Origin of the sequence: Corynebacterium stercoris (assembly GCF_024160105.1) — a bacterium.
Lineage (GTDB): Bacteria > Actinomycetota > Actinomycetes > Mycobacteriales > Mycobacteriaceae > Corynebacterium > Corynebacterium stercoris.
The window spans coordinates 168,466-186,039 of the sequence record NZ_JAMFTQ010000002.1 but is presented as its reverse complement, the minus strand read 5'-3'; the positions used below and the strand labels follow the sequence as shown (position 1 = coordinate 186,039).

18 protein-coding genes are annotated in these 17,574 nt (G+C 66.5%); 16 read left to right on the top strand and 2 right to left on the bottom strand.

The annotated features are described in order from the left end of the window. The first annotated feature begins 9 nt into the window (after positions 1-9). Genes alaS through M5J20_RS02970 form a run of 13 tightly spaced genes read left to right on the top strand, consistent with a single transcriptional unit; the run spans position 10 to position 12,003 of the window. Positions 10-2,676, top strand: coding sequence for an alanine--tRNA ligase (gene alaS, locus M5J20_RS03030; RefSeq protein ID WP_253576197.1), 2,667 nt, complete (start codon positions 10-12; stop codon positions 2,674-2,676). Between the two features lie 3 nt (positions 2,677-2,679). Beyond that, the gene (ruvX, locus tag M5J20_RS03025; RefSeq protein WP_253576195.1) at positions 2,680-3,186 is read left to right on the top strand and encodes a Holliday junction resolvase RuvX; all 507 of its coding nucleotides are present in this window, start codon (positions 2,680-2,682) and stop codon (positions 3,184-3,186) included. Further along, entirely contained in the window at positions 3,180-4,322 is a 1,143-nt protein-coding gene (mltG, locus tag M5J20_RS03020) for an endolytic transglycosylase MltG (protein WP_253576350.1), read from the top strand. Before ruvX ends, mltG begins: the two co-directional genes overlap by 7 nt. After that, positions 4,322-5,143 (top strand): shikimate dehydrogenase, encoded by an 822-nt coding sequence (locus M5J20_RS03015; RefSeq protein WP_253576193.1) that lies wholly within the window; start codon positions 4,322-4,324, stop codon positions 5,141-5,143. The genes mltG and M5J20_RS03015 overlap by 1 nt, the downstream gene beginning before the upstream one ends. Positions 5,144-5,161: 18 nt before the next feature. Beyond that, positions 5,162-5,560 carry a prepilin peptidase gene (locus M5J20_RS03010; protein WP_253576191.1) on the top strand — a complete coding sequence of 133 codons (399 nt, stop codon included), beginning with the start codon at positions 5,162-5,164 and terminating at the stop codon, positions 5,558-5,560. Positions 5,561-5,590: 30 nt separating this feature from the next. Continuing rightward, a complete protein-coding gene (gene aroC, locus M5J20_RS03005) occupies positions 5,591-6,829 on the top strand; it encodes a chorismate synthase (RefSeq protein WP_253576189.1) in 1,239 nt (412 codons plus the stop codon). Beyond that, positions 6,822-7,343, top strand: coding sequence for a shikimate kinase (locus M5J20_RS03000; RefSeq protein WP_253576187.1), 522 nt, complete (start codon positions 6,822-6,824; stop codon positions 7,341-7,343). Before aroC ends, M5J20_RS03000 begins: the two co-directional genes overlap by 8 nt. A 24-nt stretch (positions 7,344-7,367) precedes the next feature. Beyond that, on the top strand, positions 7,368-8,420 hold the full coding sequence (gene aroB, locus M5J20_RS02995; protein WP_253576185.1) for a 3-dehydroquinate synthase: 1,053 nt from the start codon (positions 7,368-7,370) through the stop codon (positions 8,418-8,420). Between the two features lie 5 nt (positions 8,421-8,425). Next, entirely contained in the window at positions 8,426-8,869 is a 444-nt protein-coding gene (gene aroQ, locus M5J20_RS02990; RefSeq protein WP_253576183.1) for a type II 3-dehydroquinate dehydratase, read from the top strand. Between the two features lie 16 nt (positions 8,870-8,885). Next, positions 8,886-9,977: a M24 family metallopeptidase gene (locus M5J20_RS02985; RefSeq protein WP_253576181.1), complete on the top strand. Its 1,092-nt coding sequence runs from the start codon at positions 8,886-8,888 to the stop codon at positions 9,975-9,977. Between the two features lie 45 nt (positions 9,978-10,022). Next, positions 10,023-10,586, top strand: a complete 564-nt coding sequence (efp, locus tag M5J20_RS02980; RefSeq protein ID WP_253576179.1) for an elongation factor P — start codon at positions 10,023-10,025, stop codon at positions 10,584-10,586. 9 nt (positions 10,587-10,595) lie between these two features. Further along, positions 10,596-11,159, top strand: a complete 564-nt coding sequence (gene nusB / locus M5J20_RS02975) for a transcription antitermination factor NusB (protein ID WP_253576178.1) — start codon at positions 10,596-10,598, stop codon at positions 11,157-11,159. Further along, positions 11,152-12,003, top strand: a complete 852-nt coding sequence (locus M5J20_RS02970) for a PPK2 family polyphosphate kinase (RefSeq protein ID WP_253576176.1) — start codon at positions 11,152-11,154, stop codon at positions 12,001-12,003. The genes nusB and M5J20_RS02970 overlap by 8 nt, the downstream gene beginning before the upstream one ends. A 95-nt stretch (positions 12,004-12,098) precedes the next feature. On the opposite strand, the gene M5J20_RS02965 is transcribed toward M5J20_RS02970, so the two are convergent. Both M5J20_RS02965 and M5J20_RS02960 read right to left on the bottom strand, forming a co-directional pair. Then, positions 12,099-13,607 carry an HNH endonuclease signature motif containing protein gene (locus tag M5J20_RS02965; protein ID WP_253576174.1) on the bottom strand — a complete coding sequence of 503 codons (1,509 nt, stop codon included), beginning with the start codon at positions 13,605-13,607 and terminating at the stop codon, positions 12,099-12,101. Positions 13,608-14,208: 601 nt separating this feature from the next. Continuing rightward, complete coding sequence (locus M5J20_RS02960) at positions 14,209-14,982, bottom strand: SDR family NAD(P)-dependent oxidoreductase (RefSeq protein ID WP_253576172.1); 774 nt, start codon at positions 14,980-14,982, stop codon at positions 14,209-14,211. A 42-nt stretch (positions 14,983-15,024) separates the two neighbouring features. Between M5J20_RS02960 and M5J20_RS02955 the strand changes: the two genes are divergently transcribed. The 3 genes from M5J20_RS02955 (at position 15,025) to M5J20_RS02945 (ending at position 17,573) form a co-directional block, all read left to right on the top strand. Then, a complete protein-coding gene (locus tag M5J20_RS02955; protein WP_253576170.1) occupies positions 15,025-15,468 on the top strand; it encodes a hypothetical protein in 444 nt (147 codons plus the stop codon). A 147-nt stretch (positions 15,469-15,615) separates the two neighbouring features. Next, the gene (locus M5J20_RS02950) at positions 15,616-16,557 is read left to right on the top strand and encodes a substrate-binding domain-containing protein (RefSeq protein ID WP_256478053.1); all 942 of its coding nucleotides are present in this window, start codon (positions 15,616-15,618) and stop codon (positions 16,555-16,557) included. Beyond that, complete coding sequence (locus M5J20_RS02945) at positions 16,554-17,573, top strand: ABC transporter permease (protein ID WP_253576167.1); 1,020 nt, start codon at positions 16,554-16,556, stop codon at positions 17,571-17,573. Before M5J20_RS02950 ends, M5J20_RS02945 begins: the two co-directional genes overlap by 4 nt. Position 17,574 lies beyond the last annotated feature (1 nt).

The window sequence follows — 17,574 nt, the reverse complement described above, 5'->3', positions numbered from 1 at the left end:
ACACATGACGTGCAGACCCACGAAATCCGGGAGCGGTTCACCAACCATTTTGTCAAGGCAGGGCACACCGAGGTGCCCAGCGCTTCCTTGATCCTGGATGACCCGACGCTGCTTTTCGTCAACGCCGGCATGGTGCCGTTCAAGCCCTACTTCCTGGGCCAGCAGACCCCGCCGTTCGAGAACGGCCTGGCCACCTCGATCCAGAAGTGCGTGCGCACCCTCGATATCGAGGAGGTGGGCATCACCACCCGACACAACACCTTTTTCCAGATGGCGGGCAACTTCTCCTTCGGGCAGTACTTCAAGGAGGGTGCGATCAAGCACGCCTGGTCGCTGCTCACCGGTGACCGTGCCGACGGCGGCTTCGGGCTCGACCCGGAGCGTCTCTGGGTCACCGTGTACACCGACGACGATGAGGCCGCAGGGATCTGGGAGAACGTCGTGGGTGTGCCGTCGGAACGCATCCAGCGCATGGGCATGGAGGACAACTTCTGGTCCATGGGTGTGCCCGGCCCGTGCGGCCCCTGCTCCGAGATCTACTACGACCGCGGCCCCGAGTACGGCAAGGAAGGCGGCCCGATCGCGGACGACAACCGCTACATGGAGATCTGGAACCTGGTCTTCATGGAGTCCATCCGCGGTGCGGGCGACAAGAAGGGCGGCTTCGAGATTCTCGGCGAGCTGCCGAACAAGAACATCGATACCGGCCTAGGTGTCGAGCGCGTCGCCTGCATCCTGCAGGGCGTGGACAACGTCTACGAGACTGACCTGCTGCGCCCCGTGATCGACGTGGCTGCGGAACTGACCGGCACCAAGTACGACGCCGGCAACCCGGCCGACGACGTGCGTTTCCGCGTCATCGCCGACCACTCCCGCACCGCGATGATGATCATCCTCGACGGCGTCACCCCGTCCAACGAGGGCCGCGGCTACATCCTGCGCCGCCTGCTGCGCCGCATCATCCGCTCCGCCCGTCTCCTCGGCGCGACCGGCGAGGTCATGGAGCCGCTGATGAACACCATCATGGACACGATGACGCCGTCGTTCCCGGAGATTGCCGAGAACCGCGAGCGCATCCTGCGCGTGGCGCTTGCCGAGGAGCGCGCCTTCTCTAGGACGCTGGAGTCCGGCACCCACCGCTTCGACGAGGCGGCTGGCGCGCTCAAGGCAGCCGGCGGCACCACCATCTCCGGCGGCCAGGCCTTCGAGCTGCACGATACCTACGGTTTCCCGATCGACCTCACCCTCGAGATGGCCCGCGAGGCCGGCCTCGACGTGGACATGGCCGCCTTCGATGCCGCGATGCAGGAGCAGCGCGACCGCGCCAAGGCGGACAACAAGGCGAAGAAGATGGGCAACCGCGACGACTCGCTCTACCGCGAATGGGTGGACACTTACCCGACCGAGTTCGTTGGCTACGACCAGCTCACCCACGACGCGAACGTGATCGGCCTCGTCCGCGACGGGGAAAAAGTCACTGAGGTTAACGCCGGCGACGAGGTGGAGGTCATCCTCGACGTCACCCCGATGTACGCCGAGGCCGGCGGCCAGATGGCCGACCGTGGCCGCATCCTCGTGGGCGACACGGTGCTCAACGTCAACGACGTGCAGAAGATCGGCAAGAAGCTGTGGGTGCACAAGGCCACCGTCCAAAACGGCGGGCTGGACCTCGGCACCACGGTCACGGCTGAGGTCGACGGCGCGTGGCGCCACGGCGCCCGCCAGGCCCACACTGCCACCCACCTCATCCACGCCGCCCTGCGCCAGGTGCTCGGCCCCACCGCGGTTCAGGCTGGCTCCTTGAACAAGCCGGGCTACCTGCGCTTCGACTTCAACTACACCGACCAGCTCTCAGAGGCGCAGCTGGAGGAGATTGCGACCATCACCAACCAGGCAGTGGACGCGGACTTCGCCGTGAACACCATCGAGACCTCCCTGGAGGAGGCGAAGGCGATGGGCGCGATGGCGCTGTTCGGTGAGAACTACGGCGACCAGGTCCGCGTCGTGGAGATCGGCGGCCCGTTCTCCATCGAGCTGTGCGGCGGCACCCACGTCGGCCACTCCTCCCAGATCGGCCCCGTGGCCGTGCTCGGCGAGTCCTCCGTGGGCTCCGGCGCGCGCCGCATCGAGGCGTACTCCGGAATGGAGTCCTTCCGCTACTTCTCCAAGGAAGCGGCGCTCGCCTCCGGCTTGGCGACGGAGCTGAAGACCCCGTCCGAGCAGCTGCCGGAGCGCATCGCCCAGCTCACCGAGCGTCTCCGCGCGGCGGAGAAGGAGATTGAGAACCTGCACCGCCGGCAGCTGCTGGGCCAGACCGCTGACCTGGCGGCGAAGGCGGAGACCGTCGGGGAGTACTCGCTCGTGGCGGTGCACCTGCCGGACGGCGTGAACACCGGCGACTTGCGCACCATGGCGAACGACGTCCGCGGCAAGCTCAACGACCGCGCGGCTGTTGTCGTGCTCGCCTCCGCCGACGGCGGCAAGGCGGCGTTCGCGATCGCGGCTACCCCGCAGGCCGTCGACGCCGGCATCAAGGCCGGCGAGCTGGTTAAGGCCTTCGGCCAGCACGTCGACGGCAAAGGCGGCGGCAAACCGGATCTCGCACAAGGCTCCGGCGCGAACCCGGCCGGCATCGACGCCGGACTCGCCGCACTGCGCCAGGGACTGCAGGGCTAAGTGATGGCGCAGGTCCAGCCAGATACGCCCGGCGTGGATGACCCGGGTCCCGGCCGCCGCCTCGGCGTCGACGTCGGAACCGTGCGCATCGGCGTGGCTGTGTCGGACCGGGATGCCCGCTTGGCTACCCCCGTTGAGACGGTGGAGCGCGTCACCGGTTTCAAGGACCGCGACGGCGCCGACATCGACCGTCTCGTGGCGCTCACCGAGGACTACGACATCACCGAAGTCGTCGTCGGTATGCCACGTGACCTGCAGGGAAACGGCTCGAAGAGCGTGAAGCACGCGAAGGAGATCGCGTTTCGCATCAGGCGCCGCACGGGCCTTCCCGTGCGCATGGCGGATGAGCGCCTCACCACCGTCGTCGCCGCAAATGCGATGCGCTCCGCTGGCACGAACGAGAAGCGTGGCCGAAAATTCATAGATCAGGCGGCTGCGGTCGAGATCCTCCAGTCCTGGCTGGACGGCCGCGCCAACTACCTCAAGGACCTCAAGGAGAACGAATCGTGACCACCCGACGTAGCGCACAGCGCACCCGCAGCATCGCCGTGCTCGTGGCCTCGATCCTTGTCATCATCGGCCTGATCGCGTGGATCGCGGTCGCGCGCGGCGGCAACGCCGGCGATTTCGAAGGCACCGGCAACGGCCAGGAGGAGATCGTGGAGATCGCCGAGGGGTCCACGATCTCGCAGCTCGGCCCGGAGTTGGAAGAGCGCGGCATTGTGAAGACAAATAGCGCGTTCCAAACCGCGGCGGCGAACAACCCGGATTCGGACAGCATCCACCCCGGCTTCTACCGCCTGCAGGGCGAGATGAGCGCGGAGTCCGCCGTCGAGGCGCTGTTGGATCCGGCGAACAAGATCACCCCGCTGAAGGTCTACGGCGGCGCGACGCTGATGGATATCAACGTGCTCGGCGGGCAGGTGCGCCACGGCATCCTCACCATGATCCAGGACGTCACCTGCGGCACCGCAACTAACTGCGTGGACGTGGAGAAGCTGAACAAGGTCGCTTCCGACGCGGATGCCGCGAGCCTCGGTGTGCCGGCGTGGGCGCTCGACGTGGTCAACGCCCGCAAGGGTGACGCGAAGCGCCTCGAGGGCCTGATCGCACCGGGCGAGTACATCATCGACCCGGGCGCCAGCGCCGAGGAGATCCTCACTGACCTGATTACCCGTTCCGCTAAGCAGTACGACGCCACCGGCATCGTCGACCGCGCCAAGAACGTGGGCTTGAGCCCCTACGAGCTGCTCACCGCCGCTTCACTCGTGGAGCGCGAGGCACCGGCCGGCGAGTTCGACAAAGTCGCCCGCGTGATTCTCAACCGTCTCAATGCTCCGATGCGCCTAGAGTTCGACTCCACCGTGAACTACGGCCTGCCGTCCGTCGAGGTCGCCACCACCGACGCCGATCGCCAGCGCGTCACCCCGTGGAACACATACGCCATGGACGGCCTGCCGCAGACCCCGATCGCGTCCCCGTCCATCGAGGCCATCGAGGCGATGGAGAACCCGGCCGACGGCAACTGGCTGTTCTTCGTCACCGTGGACAAGGACGGCACCACCATCTTCAACGAGACCTTCGAGCAGCACCTGCAGGACACCCAGCGGGCGATCAACTCCGGCGTGCTCGACTCCCAGCGCTAATGGCCGCGCCGATCACGCACCGCGCCGCGGTCCTGGGCTCACCGATCGCCCACTCTCTCTCGCCTGTGCTGCACAACGCCGGCTACGAGGCCGCGGGGCTCACCGGCTGGGAGTACACCCGCATCGAGTGCACCGCCGAGGACCTGCCGCGCATCGTCGCCGAGGCGGGGGAGGAGTACCGCGGGTTCTCCGTGACCATGCCTGCGAAGTTCGCGGCCCTCGAGTTCGCCGACGAGGTCACTGACCGCGCCTGCGCGATCGGTTCCGCGAATACGCTCGTGCGCACCGAGCGCGGCTGGCGCGCGGACAACACGGACTGCGAGGGCATCCTCGCCGCCCTCGACGAGCTGATGCGCGGTGCGGCGATCCGCACCGCCGTCGTCGTCGGCGCGGGCGGCACCGCGCGCCCCGCGCTGTGGGCGCTGCGCGAGCTCGGCACTGAGCGCGTCACCGTCATCAACCGCAGCGACCGCTCCGCCGAAATTGCCGGGCTGACCGGCGGCATGGACGTCGTCTTCGCAGGCTTCGGCACGGACATCGAATCCGCCACTATGGCCGCCGACGTCGTCATCTCCACTGTCCCACCTGAGGCCATCGAGGCCCACGTCAACGGCATCGCCCACGCGCCGCTGCTCGACGTGATCTACAACCCGTGGCCCACCAAGCTCGCGATCCGCGCCGCGTCGCATGGTCACCCGACCGTCGGCGGCCTCGTCATGCTCGCAGGCCAGTCCTACTCCCAATTCGAGCAGTTCACCGGCACCGCGGCCCCGCGGGAGGCGATGCGCGCCGCGCTGATGTCGAACGTCGGCAAGCACTAGCCCCTAGACTCCCCGGGTATGGGGATTTGGGGGATTTTTGCTGCTGCGTGGAGCCTAGGGCTCACGCTTTCCGACGTTCGGTTTCAACGCCTGCCCGATTGGCTGACCCTCCCGGCGTTCGCGCCGGCGTGCGCGTTGTGCGTGATCGATCCGGGGGCGCTGTGGGGGCTCGTGTGGCCGGCGGCCTATTTGTTCGTTGGCACGAGAATCGGCGGGGGAGACATCAAGCTCGCAGTGCCGCTCGGCGTGGGTGCTGCGTGGTGCGCAGGTCTGCCCGGCGTGCTTGCCGCGATCGGGGTATCCGGTCTGCTCACCGCGTGCGTCGGCATGCTGGCGCGGAGCCGGACGGTGCCGCACGGGCCCGCGATGCTCGCCGCTGCGTGGGGTGTGGCGGGGGTTGCGGGACTTCCCGTCTGATGCGCAGGCGAGGTGTGAGACAATGACGCCATGCTGCGTTGGACCACGTCTGGGGAATCCCATGGGCAGGCGCTTGTGGCGCTCGTCGAGAATATGCCGGCCGGGGTGCCGGTGACCAAAGAAGAAATCGGCCACCAGCTCGCACGCCGCCGCCTCGGCTACGGCCGCGGCGCGCGCATGAAGTTCGAGCAGGATGAGCTGACTTTACTGACGGGCATCCTGCACGGTGCGACGATCGGTAGCCCGATTGCCATCATGATCGGCAACACTGAGTGGCCGAAGTGGACCACCATCATGTCCCCGGATCCGCTGGATCTGGAGGACGAGGAAGTGGCCAAGGCGATGGCGTCCGGCCGCGGCGCTAGTCTCACCCGCCCGCGACCGGGCCACGCCGACTTCGCCGGCATGGTCAAGTACGGCTTCGATTCTGCGCGGCCGGTCTTGGAGCGGTCGTCGGCACGCGAGACGGCTGCCCGCGTCGCGGCGGCGGCGGTGGCGCGCTCTTTCCTGCGCGAGACGCTGGGCGTGGAGGTGTTCTCGCACGTCGTGAGCATCGGCGAGTCCACGCCGGCTGCGGGCGAGGGCCCGAGCTTCGCGGACATCGACGCGATCGATGCTTCCCCGGTGCGCGCGTACGACAAGGACGCTGAGGCCGACATGGTCGCGTGCATCGAGGCCGCGAAGAAGGCCGGCGACACGCTCGGCGGCATCGTCGAGGTGATCGTGGACGGCCTGCCGATCGGCCTCGGCTCCCACATCTCCGGCGAGCACCGCCTCGACGCGCAGCTCGCCGCGGCGCTCATGGGTATCCAGTCGGTGAAGGGCGTCGAGGTCGGCGACGGCTTCGAGGAGGCCCGCCGCCGCGGTTCCGAGGCGCACGACGAAATGGTGCGCGAGGACGGCAGCGTGCGCCGCCTGACCAACCGCGCCGGCGGCCTCGAAGGCGGCATGACCAACGGCGAGCAACTGCGCGTGCGCGCCGCCATGAAACCGATCTCCACCGTGCCCCGCGCGCTGAAGACCGTGGACATGGCGACGGGCGAGGCTGCGAGCGGCATCCACCAGCGCTCGGATGTCTGCGCCGTGCCAGCCGGCGGCGTGGTCGCCGAGGCGATGGTCGCACTCGTGCTCGCGCGCGCCGTGCTGGAGAAGTTCGGCGGCGACAGCCTCGACGAAGTCAAGCGCAACATCGCGTCCTACAACGAGTACGTTGCCCAGCGGCTCGCTTTCGGCGGGCAGGAGGCGCAGGAGGCTGACGCAGATGCCTAACATGGTGAATTCTTCGCCGCGCGTGGTACTCGTCGGCCCGCCGGGTGCGGGCAAATCGACGATCGGCCGTCGCCTGGCGAGTGCCCTGAACCTGCCGTTCGTTGATTCTGATTCGCTGATTGAGCAGGGCGAGGGCGTCGCTTGCGGCGAACTGTTCGCCGAGCTCGGCGAGCCGCGGTTCCGCGAGGTCGAGGCGGGCTACGTGGCCCGCGCACTGGCGACCGGCGGTGTGGTCAGCCTCGGCGGCGGGGCGGTGCTCACCGAATCCACCCGCACGCTGCTGCAGCGCCACCCGGTGGTGTGGATCGACGTGACCGCCGAGGAAGGCATCCGCCGCACCGCCGGCGACACCTCGCGCCCGGTGCTCAAGGCCGACGACCCGGCCGCGCACTACCGCAACCTTTTGACCACGCGCGAGCCGTTCTACCGCGAGGTGGCGGACCACCGCGTGCGCACCGACTCCCGCCCGCCGCAGCGCGTGGTGGCCGAGGTCCTAAGCTTCATCGATTCCTAACCGACGCACCCAAGGGGCATGAACATGGCTGAAATTCAGGTCACGGGCGCGAGCCCCTACACCATTCATATCGGGCACGACATCACCGCGCAGGTGGCGAACCACATCAAGACCTCCGGCGCGCGGAAGGTGGCGATCATCCACCAGCAGCCGCTGCGGGCGATCGCACGAAACATTGTCTGCGACCTCGAGTCCGTTGGCGTCGAACCCCACTTGTTGGCGGTGCCGGACGCAGAGGACGGCAAGACCCTCGAGGTCGCCGGCCAGCTCTGGGATGCGCTCGGCGAGGCAGGATTCTCCCGCCAGGATGCCGTGGTGGGTCTCGGGGGCGGCGCGGTGACAGACCTCGCCGGTTTCGTCGCGTCCGCGTGGATGCGCGGCATCAAGGTCGTGCATGTGCCCACGACGCTGCTCGCCATGGTGGATGCCGCGGTGGGCGGCAAGACCGGCATCAACACTGCCGCCGGCAAAAACCTGGTCGGCGCGTTCCACGAGCCGAACGCTGTGTTCATCGACCTCGAGCGCATCTACACCCTGCCGGAGGAGGAGGTCATCTCCGGCTCCGCCGAGCTGGTGAAGACCGGTTTCATCGCCGACCCGGCCATCCTGGATCTCTACCGCGCCGGCGCCCACAAACACTGGGAGGAGCTTGTCGAGCGCTCCGTCGCCGTCAAGGCGCGCGTGGTCAGCGAGGACCTTAAGGAAGCCGGGCTGCGCGAGATTCTCAACTACGGCCACACCCTCGGCCACGCCATCGAGCGCCGCGAGGACTACACATGGCGCCACGGCAACGCCGTCGGCGTGGGCATGATGTTCGCCGCGCACCTGGCACACCAGCGCGGGCTTATCGACGATTCCTTGCTGGCCCTCCACCAGGAGATCCTCGACGCAGTGGGCTTGCCCTCGCGCTACGAGGCCGGCGCCTTCGATGAGCTCTACGACGCGATGACTCACGACAAGAAGAACCGCGACGGCCGCATCCGCTTTGTAGTTCTCGACGGCCTCGGCTCCTGCACCCGCCTCGAAGACGCGACCATCGACGAGATGCGCTCGGCCTACGCAAAGATCTCGGAGTAGACGCCATGACCATTCTCGTGCTCAACGGTCCCAACCTGAATCGCCTCGGCAAGCGCCAGCCGGAAATCTACGGCGCCACGACGCTCGCAGACGTCGAGAAGCAAATGCTCTCACGCGCCGAGGAGCTGGGCGTGAAGGTGGTGTGCAGGCAGTCGAATCACGAAGGCGAGCTGATCGAGTGGGTGCACGAGGCGGCGGATAACGGCTGGCCCGTGATCATCAACCCCGGCGGGTTCACGCACACGTCCGTGGCGCTGCGCGACGCGCTCGCCGAGGTCGCCGACGGCGCCGGATTCATCGAGGTGCATATCTCGAACGTGCACGCGCGCGAGCCGTTCCGCCAGCACTCGTACCTGTCGCCGATCGCCCGCGGGGTGATCGCCGGCCTCGGCGTGGACGGCTACCGGCTAGCCTTGGACCACATCGCCCGCACGCAGCAATTGCCTTAGCAGTCAGGAGGACACCATGGGACTTGCCGATACCCGCTTTGAAGACCGCCGCCGGAAACTCGCTTCCGAACTCGCCGCGAAGCGTGTGGACGACATGCTGGTCACCCGCGTCACCCACGTGCGCTACCTCTCCGGCTTCACAGGCTCCAACGCCGCTCTGCTGGTTTCCAAAGACCGCAGTGCGGCCATTGCCACCGACGGACGCTACACCACCCAGATCGCACACCAGGTGCCGGACATCCCGGCGCACATCGGCCGCCACCTCGCTCCCGAGCTGCTGGCGGAGGTGAAGGAGGGCCGCCGCGTGGGCTTCGAGGCAGATTACGTCTCCGTCGCCCAGCTGAAGAAGCTCGAGGAGGCGTGCCCGGAGGGCGTCACCCTCGTGCCTGTCACCGGGGTGATCGAAGACATCCGCATCACCAAAGACAACCTCGAGCTCACCCGCCTCACCGAAGCCGCCGAACTTGCCACCCAGGCGCTGCGCGAGCTTATCGACGACGGCGGCATCCGCGCCGGCCGCACCGAACGCGAGATTGCCGCGGACCTCGAATTCCGCATGCGCACGCTCGGCGCGGAGCGCCCAAGCTTCGACACCATCGTCGCCTCCGGCCCGAACTCCGCGATGCCGCACTACGCCGCCGGGGACCGCGAGCTTGCCGACGGCGACTTGGTAACCATCGACTTCGGCATGCACCGCCTCGGCTTCAACTCCGACATGACCCGCACCTTCGCGATCGGGGAGCCGAGCGACTTTCTCCGCGAGATCTACGAGGTGACGCTCGCAGCCCAGCTCGCCGGTGTGAAGGCGTCGGTAGTGGGCACGTCCCTGGTGGATGTCGACGCCGCCTGCCGCAACGTGATCACCGAGGCCGGCTTCGGCGAGTACTTCGTGCACTCCACCGGCCACGGCGTGGGGCTCGACGTCCACGAGGCGCCGAGCGCGTCTGTCCACGGTACCGGCACGCTGCGGGAGAACATGACGCTCACCATCGAACCCGGCATCTACATGCCGGGCAAGGGCGGCGTGCGCATCGAGGACACGTTGATTATCACCGCGGGTGCGCCGCGCATCATCACCCAATACCCCAAGGAATTGATCGTGCTGTAGCATTGCTGTGTTTGGTCGCTGTCCACTAAGGGAAGGGAAAACACCGTGGCAACCACCGCAGATTTCAAGAACGGCCTGGTGCTGAAGGTCGACGGCAAGCTGCAGCAGATCATTGAGTTCCAGCACGTCAAGCCGGGCAAGGGCCCCGCATTCGTGCGCACCAAGCTCAAGGACGTCGTCACCGGCAAGACCGTGGACAAGACCTGGAACGCCGGCGTGAAGGTTGAGACCGCGACGGTTGACCGCCGCGACATGACCTACCTGTACAACGACGGCACCAACTTCGTCGTCATGGACGACAAGACCTTCGAGCAGTACGAGCTCTCCCCGGAGGCTTTCGGCGACGCCGGCCGCTTCCTTCTGGAGAACATGCGCGTCCAGGTCTCCTTCCACGAGGGCGAGGCGCTCTTCGGCGAACTGCCGATCTCCGTCGACCTGCGCATCGACCACACCGAGCCGGGCCTGCAGGGCGACCGCTCCACCGGCGGCACCAAGCCGGCCACCCTGGAAACCGGCGCCGAGATCCAGGTGCCGCTGTTCCTGGAGACCGGCAACGTGGTCAAGGTTGACACCCGCACGGGCGAGTACCTCTCCCGCGTGAACAACTAAGCGTCCGCGATGCCTGACTACAAGCGTCACGGCGCCCGCTACCGCGCACGGCGCCGTGCAGTAGACATCCTCTTCGAAGCCGAGACCCGCGACATCGATCCAGTCTCCATCCTCGAAGACCGCGAGCAGCTTTCCGCCGACCCGCAGAATGCCGTCGCACCGATCGCCGCGTACACCCGCGACATCGTGTGCGGCGCCGCCGAGAAGCTCGATGACCTCGATGACGCGCTCGAGCAGTTTCTCAACCGCGACTGGGAGCTGCACCGTCTGCCCGCCGTCGACCGCCAGATCCTGCGCGTGGCCACCTGGGAGATCCTCTTCAACGAGGAGGTCCCCGCCGCCATCGCCATCGCGAACGCCCTCGAGATGGCCACCGAGTACTCCGGCAACCAGGCGCCGCCGTACATCCACGCCGTGCTCGACGGCATCGTGCAGGCGCAGTCCCCAGACGCTCCCGGCGTGGAGCCGGAGCCGACGCTTGGCGACGGCAGTGAGGACGCGCCGTCGGCAAGCGAAAGCCCGGAACCCGAGTTTGCCGTGGAATCGGAGAATGCGGAGGACGCGCATGCCTAAGGTGTCCGTTTCGGAGGCGCAGGAGCTGCGCGTCGGGCCGAACTTCCAGCTCGACGACGTGGACCCGAAAGCGACCCCGGGTCTCGTCGGCAGCGACGACGTGGACAAGGCGTTCCACGTGTATGACGACGACCTCGACGAGCTCCAGGAGATGCTCTACGCCAACGGCCGTGCCGACAACGAGCAGGCCGGGTCGGTGCTGCTGGTGCTGCAGGGGATGGACACGTCCGGCAAGGGCGGCATTGTCCGCCACGTGATCGGCGAGACCATGGACCTGCAGGGCGTGCACGTCAAGGCCTTCGGCCGTCCGACTGAGGAGGAGGCCGCGCACGACTTCCTGTGGCGTTTCGAGCCGCACCTGCCCAAGCCTGGCCAGATCGCGGTGTTCGACCGTTCGCACTACGAGGACGTGCTGGTACAGCGCGTGAAGCAGATGGCCCCGCCGGAGGAGATTGAGCGCCGCTACGGCGCGATCGTCGACTTCGAAACTGAGCTCGCTGCGCGCGGCACAAAGATCATCAAGGTTATGCCGCACATTTCGCGCGATTACCAGGCCGAGAATTTGCGCAAGCGCATCACGAACCCGAAGAAGCACTGGAAGTACAACCCCGGCGACATCGACGACCGCAAGCTGTGGTCCCAGTACATGGCGGCGTACCAGATCGCCATGACGCGGACGTCCACCGATGTCGCGCCGTGGTACTGCATCCCGTCCGACAACAAGAAGTACTGCCGCACCGTGGTTAAGACGTTGCTTTACGACGCTCTCAAGTCCCTCGGCAACGAGTGGCCCGCGCCGGATTTCGATCCCGACGTAGAGCTGGCACGTTTGGCGCAGTCGTAGTTTCTGTACCGGCGATCTTTACCTCGCTTTCTCGCTCCCCGGCAGCGGCCCGGTTTCTGGCTTAGAGACCAAGTCGCTTCCGGGGTTCGCGCTTTCTATGCGGTGATTTGTGGGAGTGTGCGGTTTGGTGAGAGGTAGGTGGTGCCGTTGTGGAAGCGGAATTTCAGGTCTGGGCCTTGTGGGGTGATGTGGGCTGTGCCGTGGCTGACGAGTGAGTGGCATGCTGAGCACAGGGGGATGAGGTTGTCGATGTCGGTTAAGCCCCCGTTGGCCCATTGGTGGATGTGGTGGATTTCGATGAAGCGTGCGTGGGTGCAGCCGGGCATGGCGCATTGGTTGCCCCACACTTCGAGCAGAGCTTTGATCTGGGCATCGGAGGCTGTGCGGCGGCGTCTGCCGTAGTGCAGGGTGACACCGGAGGTGCTGAGTAGGTGTACTCGTGCTTCGGCGTTGTGGACGTAGCCGATCAGGGCGGTGTTGGGGGTTTGGGGGTTTTGGGGCATCCAGGCGCGGCCGTCTTCGGTGACGATGATGCTCACGTCTGCCCCGGGTGCGCGGGTGGTGGTGATGGGTTGGGCGCGCACGATGTTGATCATGGTGACGAACGCTTTGTAGAGGTTCTGCGTTTGGGGCGGGCCGAAGCGCGACGGCAGGCGCAGGATCTTCTCTGTGGTCAGTGTCGTGTCTTTGCGTGGTGGGGTGAGCATCACACCGGGGTGCACCTCAACCGGGGTGTCCATATCGACGTCAGCATCTGTGTCGTCGAAGGCGTCGTCGAAGGAGAACTCGAGGCCCGCCCACGCCGCTGGGTCGTCGTGCGCATCCTCGGTGTCCTCTTCGTGGTCGTTGTGGTCGCCGCGCGCATCCTCGGTGTCCTCTTCGTTGGTGTCGAAGGGGTGGTCGTCTTCGCTGTAGCCGGCATCCGGGTCGAGCATGTCCGTGTCGCCGGTGGTGTGGTCGATCACGCCGCCAGTGAGGTCGGTGATGAGGGTGTGGAGTTGTGCGGGGTCGGGTTGGTGTTGGCCGCCAGCGGCGAGTTCTGCGATTTTGAGTGCGGATTGCAGCAGTGCCCCGATGACGGGTGGGAGGAAGAAGTGGCCTTTGAGCATGCCGTCGGCACGCTCATGAAGGTTCAAGTAGGGCTCGTCGGGGTCGGTTGTGTGTTCGTCGTTGGGTTCGCACCCGGCGAGTGCTTTTTTCAGCTCTGCGAAGCACAAGTCTTCCGCGAGGGTGACGAGGTGGTCTTCGGTGTCATGAGTGATGTATTTGATCAGGAAACGCACGGCGCTGTAGTCCACTAGGCCGTGGCGTAGTGCGTGGGCGAGTTTCGGGAAGCGGCGCAGCCACGTCGCGACGTGGACGTATTCGTAGGCGGTGGAGGAAGCGAAGCGTAGTTCGCGGGTGAGCCAGTTGCCGGTGCTGGTCGCGCCGAACAGGCCAGCGAGTTCGAGTTCGTCGAACTCGGCGATGCAGTCGAGCAGATCGGCCCTGGCGGTGTTGGTCAGGGTGTGATGGGTTCTAATCGCCTCGGCTACGAGGTGGGCGTGTTCGAGTCCTTCAGCGGTGGCTAGGTCCGCCTCGGGGTGGGTGTTTGTGGTGGTCATGGTGGGTTTCTCCTGGTGTGTTGTGCATGTTGGGGGTGAGTGTAAACCCCGCCTCCTGCACCCCAACCCACCGCTAGAACACGTGTTCTAGTGAGTGATTCTGTGAGCTTTCTCACTCTGCTTGGGGGTGCTTGTCGACGTTCGGGATCAGCGTCGTTGTCCGCCGTGCGGAAAACCGTTCAGTGGAGGTTGAGGGTCTTCCGCAGAGCGGACAACGGTGAAGGACGCGCGGACAACAGTGAAGGAGCGGTCGATAGTGTTCCGCGAGGCGGAGCCCCAGGTGTTGGCGCTCCTGGTTCCGCACCGCGGAAAACCATCGAGTTGAGGTTGACAGTGTTCCGCCGAGCGGAAGACTCTCAAGGAGAGGATGAGTGTCTTCCGCCGCGCGGACAATAGTGAAGGACACGTTGAGGGTTTCCGCGATACGGGGTTGCTTGAGGCGCCGCTCCTAGTTCCGCCCCGCGGAAAACCATCAAGCTGAACTAGAGGCTCTTCCGCACGGCGGAATCTGGGCCACGAGCCCCCACGCCACGAGCCCCCATACCCCTCGCCGCGAGCCCTCGTCGCAAAGTCTCCAAACCCGGCGCGCGCCCCAGCGCCACTACACCGCCGTGTACCCGCCGTCGACGAGGTGGTGGGAGCCGGTGATGAAGGATGCGTCGTCGGAAAGCAAGAATGCTACGAGGGCGGCGACATCCTCGGGCTTGCCCAAGCGGCCGATGGGGTGGAGATCGGCGAGGTGTTGCTGCTGCTCGGGGGTGTAGCGGTCGAACATGTGCGTGCGGATATAGCCGGGACCGACGGAGTTAACGCGGATGCCGTGCTCGGCGTAATCGGCACCGAGCGCTTTGGTCAGGCCAATCACGCCGTGTTTGGCGGCGGTGTAAGCATCGAGGCCGCCCTTGCGGGCGACAGTGCCGTGGATGGAGCTCATGTTGACGATGGCGCAGTTCACGCCGTCGTCCTGCGAAAGGAACTGTTTCAGCTCGTAGTGGCAGCCGTAGGCGACACCGTGCAGGTTCAGACCGACGAGCTTGTCCCAGAAGTCGAGCTCCTTGTCCGCGAGCGGAATCTTGTTGTCGCCCATGCCGGCGTTGTTGAACGCCAGGTGCAGCGCGCCGAAGGTGTCCACCGCGAAGCGCACGGCGGCCTCGTTGCTTTCGCGGCTGGAGGCATCGAGTTCGACCGCCGCGGCGTTGCCGATTTCGGCGGCCGCGGCCTCGGCCGCTTCGAGGTTGAGGTCGGCGATGACGACGTGGGCTCCTTCGTCGGCAAGCAACTGTGCAGTGGCCCTGCCGATGCCGCCGGCACCACCCGTCACCAGCGCAACTCTGCCATCGAAACGTCCCATGATGTAGTCCTCCTTCGCGTACATTCACCTCAAGCCTAAGCCAGATTTGGTCTAAGATTCCGGGGTATGACATCCCCAACTCGCGGCCTCGCGGCCGGCACTCTCGCCGCGGTGCTCGCGCTCGCTGGCTGCGGAGCGCTCGATAACCTTCCGAGACTTGAGCGCACGCTTGACGACGCAAGCGGCTCCGCCGAAATCGTCGTCAGTGACCTCGTACCGAACGCGACGAAGATCGCGATCGTATGCCCGTATATCGGCTTCCGCGCGGCGGATCTTTTCGGGCGCGAGGTATTCAAAGGCTACGAGGACACCGCGGAGGGCTCGAACTGGTTCGTTTGGGAGAGCGAGAAGGGCGCGCTGGTGAAAGAGGAGCTCAGCCGCACGAAGGTGGAGATGTGCGGGGGCGATAACGGCGTGGGCGGCCTCCTCGAGCTCGCGCCGAACCAGACGCTCGTTTTTGAAGAGGACAGCACGGGGGCGCCGAACTGGCGCCTGACGGGCGTGCGCTAACCCCCTCGCGCCAAGGCCTCGCGCCGAGGCGGCACTGAATCGGTACAGAGGCGGGCGGATGCGGTTGCCCGCGCGCGGGTGGGGCACACTCGATGAGTGTTGAAAATCACTCGCGCCGTTCGCGCTGCTGTTGTGGCAGCTGCAGTCATGCTCACCGCCGCGTGCTCGTCGACGGGTGGCGCGCCGCCGCGCGACGCCGCGGGCGGGACGGCGGGTGGGGTGGACACCCCGCGTTACGTCGTGGCGATGGTGACGCACGGGGCACCAGGCGACACCTACTGGGACCTCGTGCGCAAGGGCGCGGAGGACGCGGCGAAGAAGGACAACATTGAGCTGCGGTACTCCTCTGACCCGCAGGCGCCGAACCAGGCGAACCTCGTGCGCTCGGCCATCGATGCCGGCGTCGACGGCATCGCGGTGACGCTGCCAAACGCGGAGGCGATCGGCCCGGCTGCGCGCGACGCGGCTGCCAAGGGCATCCCGACGGTCGGGCTCAACGCAGGCATGAGCGAGTACCAGACGTACGGCCTGAGCGGCTTCTTCGGGCAGGACGAGACAGTCGCGGGCACCGCGGCGGGTGAACGCCTGAAGGAGGAGGGCAAGACCAAGACGCTGTGCGTGATCCACGAGCAGGGCAATTCTTCGCAGGAGGCGCGCTGCGCGGGCGTCGGCAAGGGTCTCGGTGGCACGGTCGAGCTGCTGTACGTCAACGGCCAGGACCTGACTGCGGCGCAGTCGACGATCACGTCGAAGCTGCGCCAAGACCCGAGCTTCGACACGGTCTTCGCTCTGCAGGCCCCGGTGGCGATTCGCGCGACGGAGTCCGTGAAGGAGGCCGGCGCGCAGGCGCAGGTTGTCACCTTCGACACGAACGCTGAGCTTGTCGACGCTATCCGGGACGGCCGCGTTGCATGGGCCGTTGACCAGCAGCCGTACCTGCAGGGCTACCTGGCAATCGATTCGCTGTGGATTGCTAAGCGCAACGGCGGCACGCTGGGCGGCGGGCAGCCGGTGTACACGGGGCCGAGTTTCGTCGATAAGCAGAACGTGGAGCAGATCGCGGAAGCCGCCAAGGCGGGTATGCGATGAGTGCCGACGACAGATTGCGCACCCGCAAGGGGTTTGCGGCCCTGATCCGCCGGCCGGAGCTCGCGAGCCTGCTCGGCTTCCTGGTCATCTTCGCACTGTTTATGGCGGTCGCGCCGGCGTTCCGCTCCTTCGACGCGATGGCGACGATCCTGTACGCCAGCTCGACGCTCGGCATCGTGGCGCTGGCAGTGGGGTTGCTCATGGTGGGCGGCGAGTTCGACCTATCCGCGGGCGTGGCGGTGACGACGGCCGCGCTGGCTGCGACGATGCTCAACTACAACCTGCACCTCAACTCGTGGGTGGGCGCGTTCCTCGCGCTGGGGATTTCTCTGGCGATCGGGGCGCTCAACGGCGTGCTGGTGTCGCGCACAGGCATCGACAGCTTCCTGATCACGCTCGCGGCGTTCCTCATGCTGCAGGGGCTGAACCTGGCGGTGACCAAACTGGTGACCGGCCAGGTGGCAACCCCGACGATTGCGGACATGGAGGGCTTCCCCTCCGCACGGGCGGTGTTTGCCGGGACGTTCACTATCGGCGGGGTGCGCATCAGCGTGCTGATCCTGTGGTGGCTCGCCTTCGTGGCCGTCGCCTCGTTCGTGCTGTTCCGCACCAAGTACGGCAACTGGATCACGGCGGTCGGCGGCGACGAGGACGCGGCGCGCGCGGTCGGCGTGCCGGTGGGCAAAGTCAAGATCGCTTTGTTCATGACGGTCGGGTTCGCGGCGTGGTTCGTCGGCATGCACACGCTCTTCGCCTTCGACTCCATCCAAGCCGGCCAGGGCGTGGGCAACGAGTTCCTCTACATCATCGCGGCCGTGATCGGCGGCTGCGCGATGACGGGTGGGCGCGGCACGGCGGTAGGCACCGCGATCGGCGCGCTCATCTTCGGCATGACCAACCAAGGCATCGTGTACGCGGGCTGGAACCCGGACTGGTTCAAGTTCTTCCTCGGCGCGATGCTGCTGTTCGCGGTGTTCACCAACACCTCCTTCGCCAACCTCACGAAGCGGAGGTAAC

What these genes read in the sequence shown, in the direction of transcription:
- ruvX (WP_253576195.1), top strand. Translation starts at nt 2,680, where the DNA reads ATGGCGCAGGTCCAGCCAGATACGCCCGGCGTGGATGACCCGGGTCCC.
- M5J20_RS03015 (WP_253576193.1), top strand. Translation starts at nt 4,322, where the DNA reads ATGGCCGCGCCGATCACGCACCGCGCCGCGGTCCTGGGCTCACCGATC.
- M5J20_RS03010 (WP_253576191.1), top strand. Translation starts at nt 5,162, where the DNA reads ATGGGGATTTGGGGGATTTTTGCTGCTGCGTGGAGCCTAGGGCTCACG.
- aroC (WP_253576189.1), top strand. Translation starts at nt 5,591, where the DNA reads ATGCTGCGTTGGACCACGTCTGGGGAATCCCATGGGCAGGCGCTTGTG.
- M5J20_RS03000 (WP_253576187.1), top strand. Translation starts at nt 6,822, where the DNA reads ATGCCTAACATGGTGAATTCTTCGCCGCGCGTGGTACTCGTCGGCCCG.
- aroB (WP_253576185.1), top strand. Translation starts at nt 7,368, where the DNA reads ATGGCTGAAATTCAGGTCACGGGCGCGAGCCCCTACACCATTCATATC.
- aroQ (WP_253576183.1), top strand. Translation starts at nt 8,426, where the DNA reads ATGACCATTCTCGTGCTCAACGGTCCCAACCTGAATCGCCTCGGCAAG.
- M5J20_RS02985 (WP_253576181.1), top strand. Translation starts at nt 8,886, where the DNA reads ATGGGACTTGCCGATACCCGCTTTGAAGACCGCCGCCGGAAACTCGCT.
- nusB (WP_253576178.1), top strand. Translation starts at nt 10,596, where the DNA reads ATGCCTGACTACAAGCGTCACGGCGCCCGCTACCGCGCACGGCGCCGT.
- M5J20_RS02970 (WP_253576176.1), top strand. Translation starts at nt 11,152, where the DNA reads ATGCCTAAGGTGTCCGTTTCGGAGGCGCAGGAGCTGCGCGTCGGGCCG.
- M5J20_RS02965 (WP_253576174.1), bottom strand. Translation starts at nt 13,607, where the DNA reads ATGACCACCACAAACACCCACCCCGAGGCGGACCTAGCCACCGCTGAA.
- M5J20_RS02960 (WP_253576172.1), bottom strand. Translation starts at nt 14,982, where the DNA reads ATGTACGCGAAGGAGGACTACATCATGGGACGTTTCGATGGCAGAGTT.
- M5J20_RS02955 (WP_253576170.1), top strand. Translation starts at nt 15,025, where the DNA reads ATGACATCCCCAACTCGCGGCCTCGCGGCCGGCACTCTCGCCGCGGTG.
- M5J20_RS02950 (WP_256478053.1), top strand. Translation starts at nt 15,616, where the DNA reads ATGCTCACCGCCGCGTGCTCGTCGACGGGTGGCGCGCCGCCGCGCGAC.
- M5J20_RS02945 (WP_253576167.1), top strand. Translation starts at nt 16,554, where the DNA reads ATGAGTGCCGACGACAGATTGCGCACCCGCAAGGGGTTTGCGGCCCTG.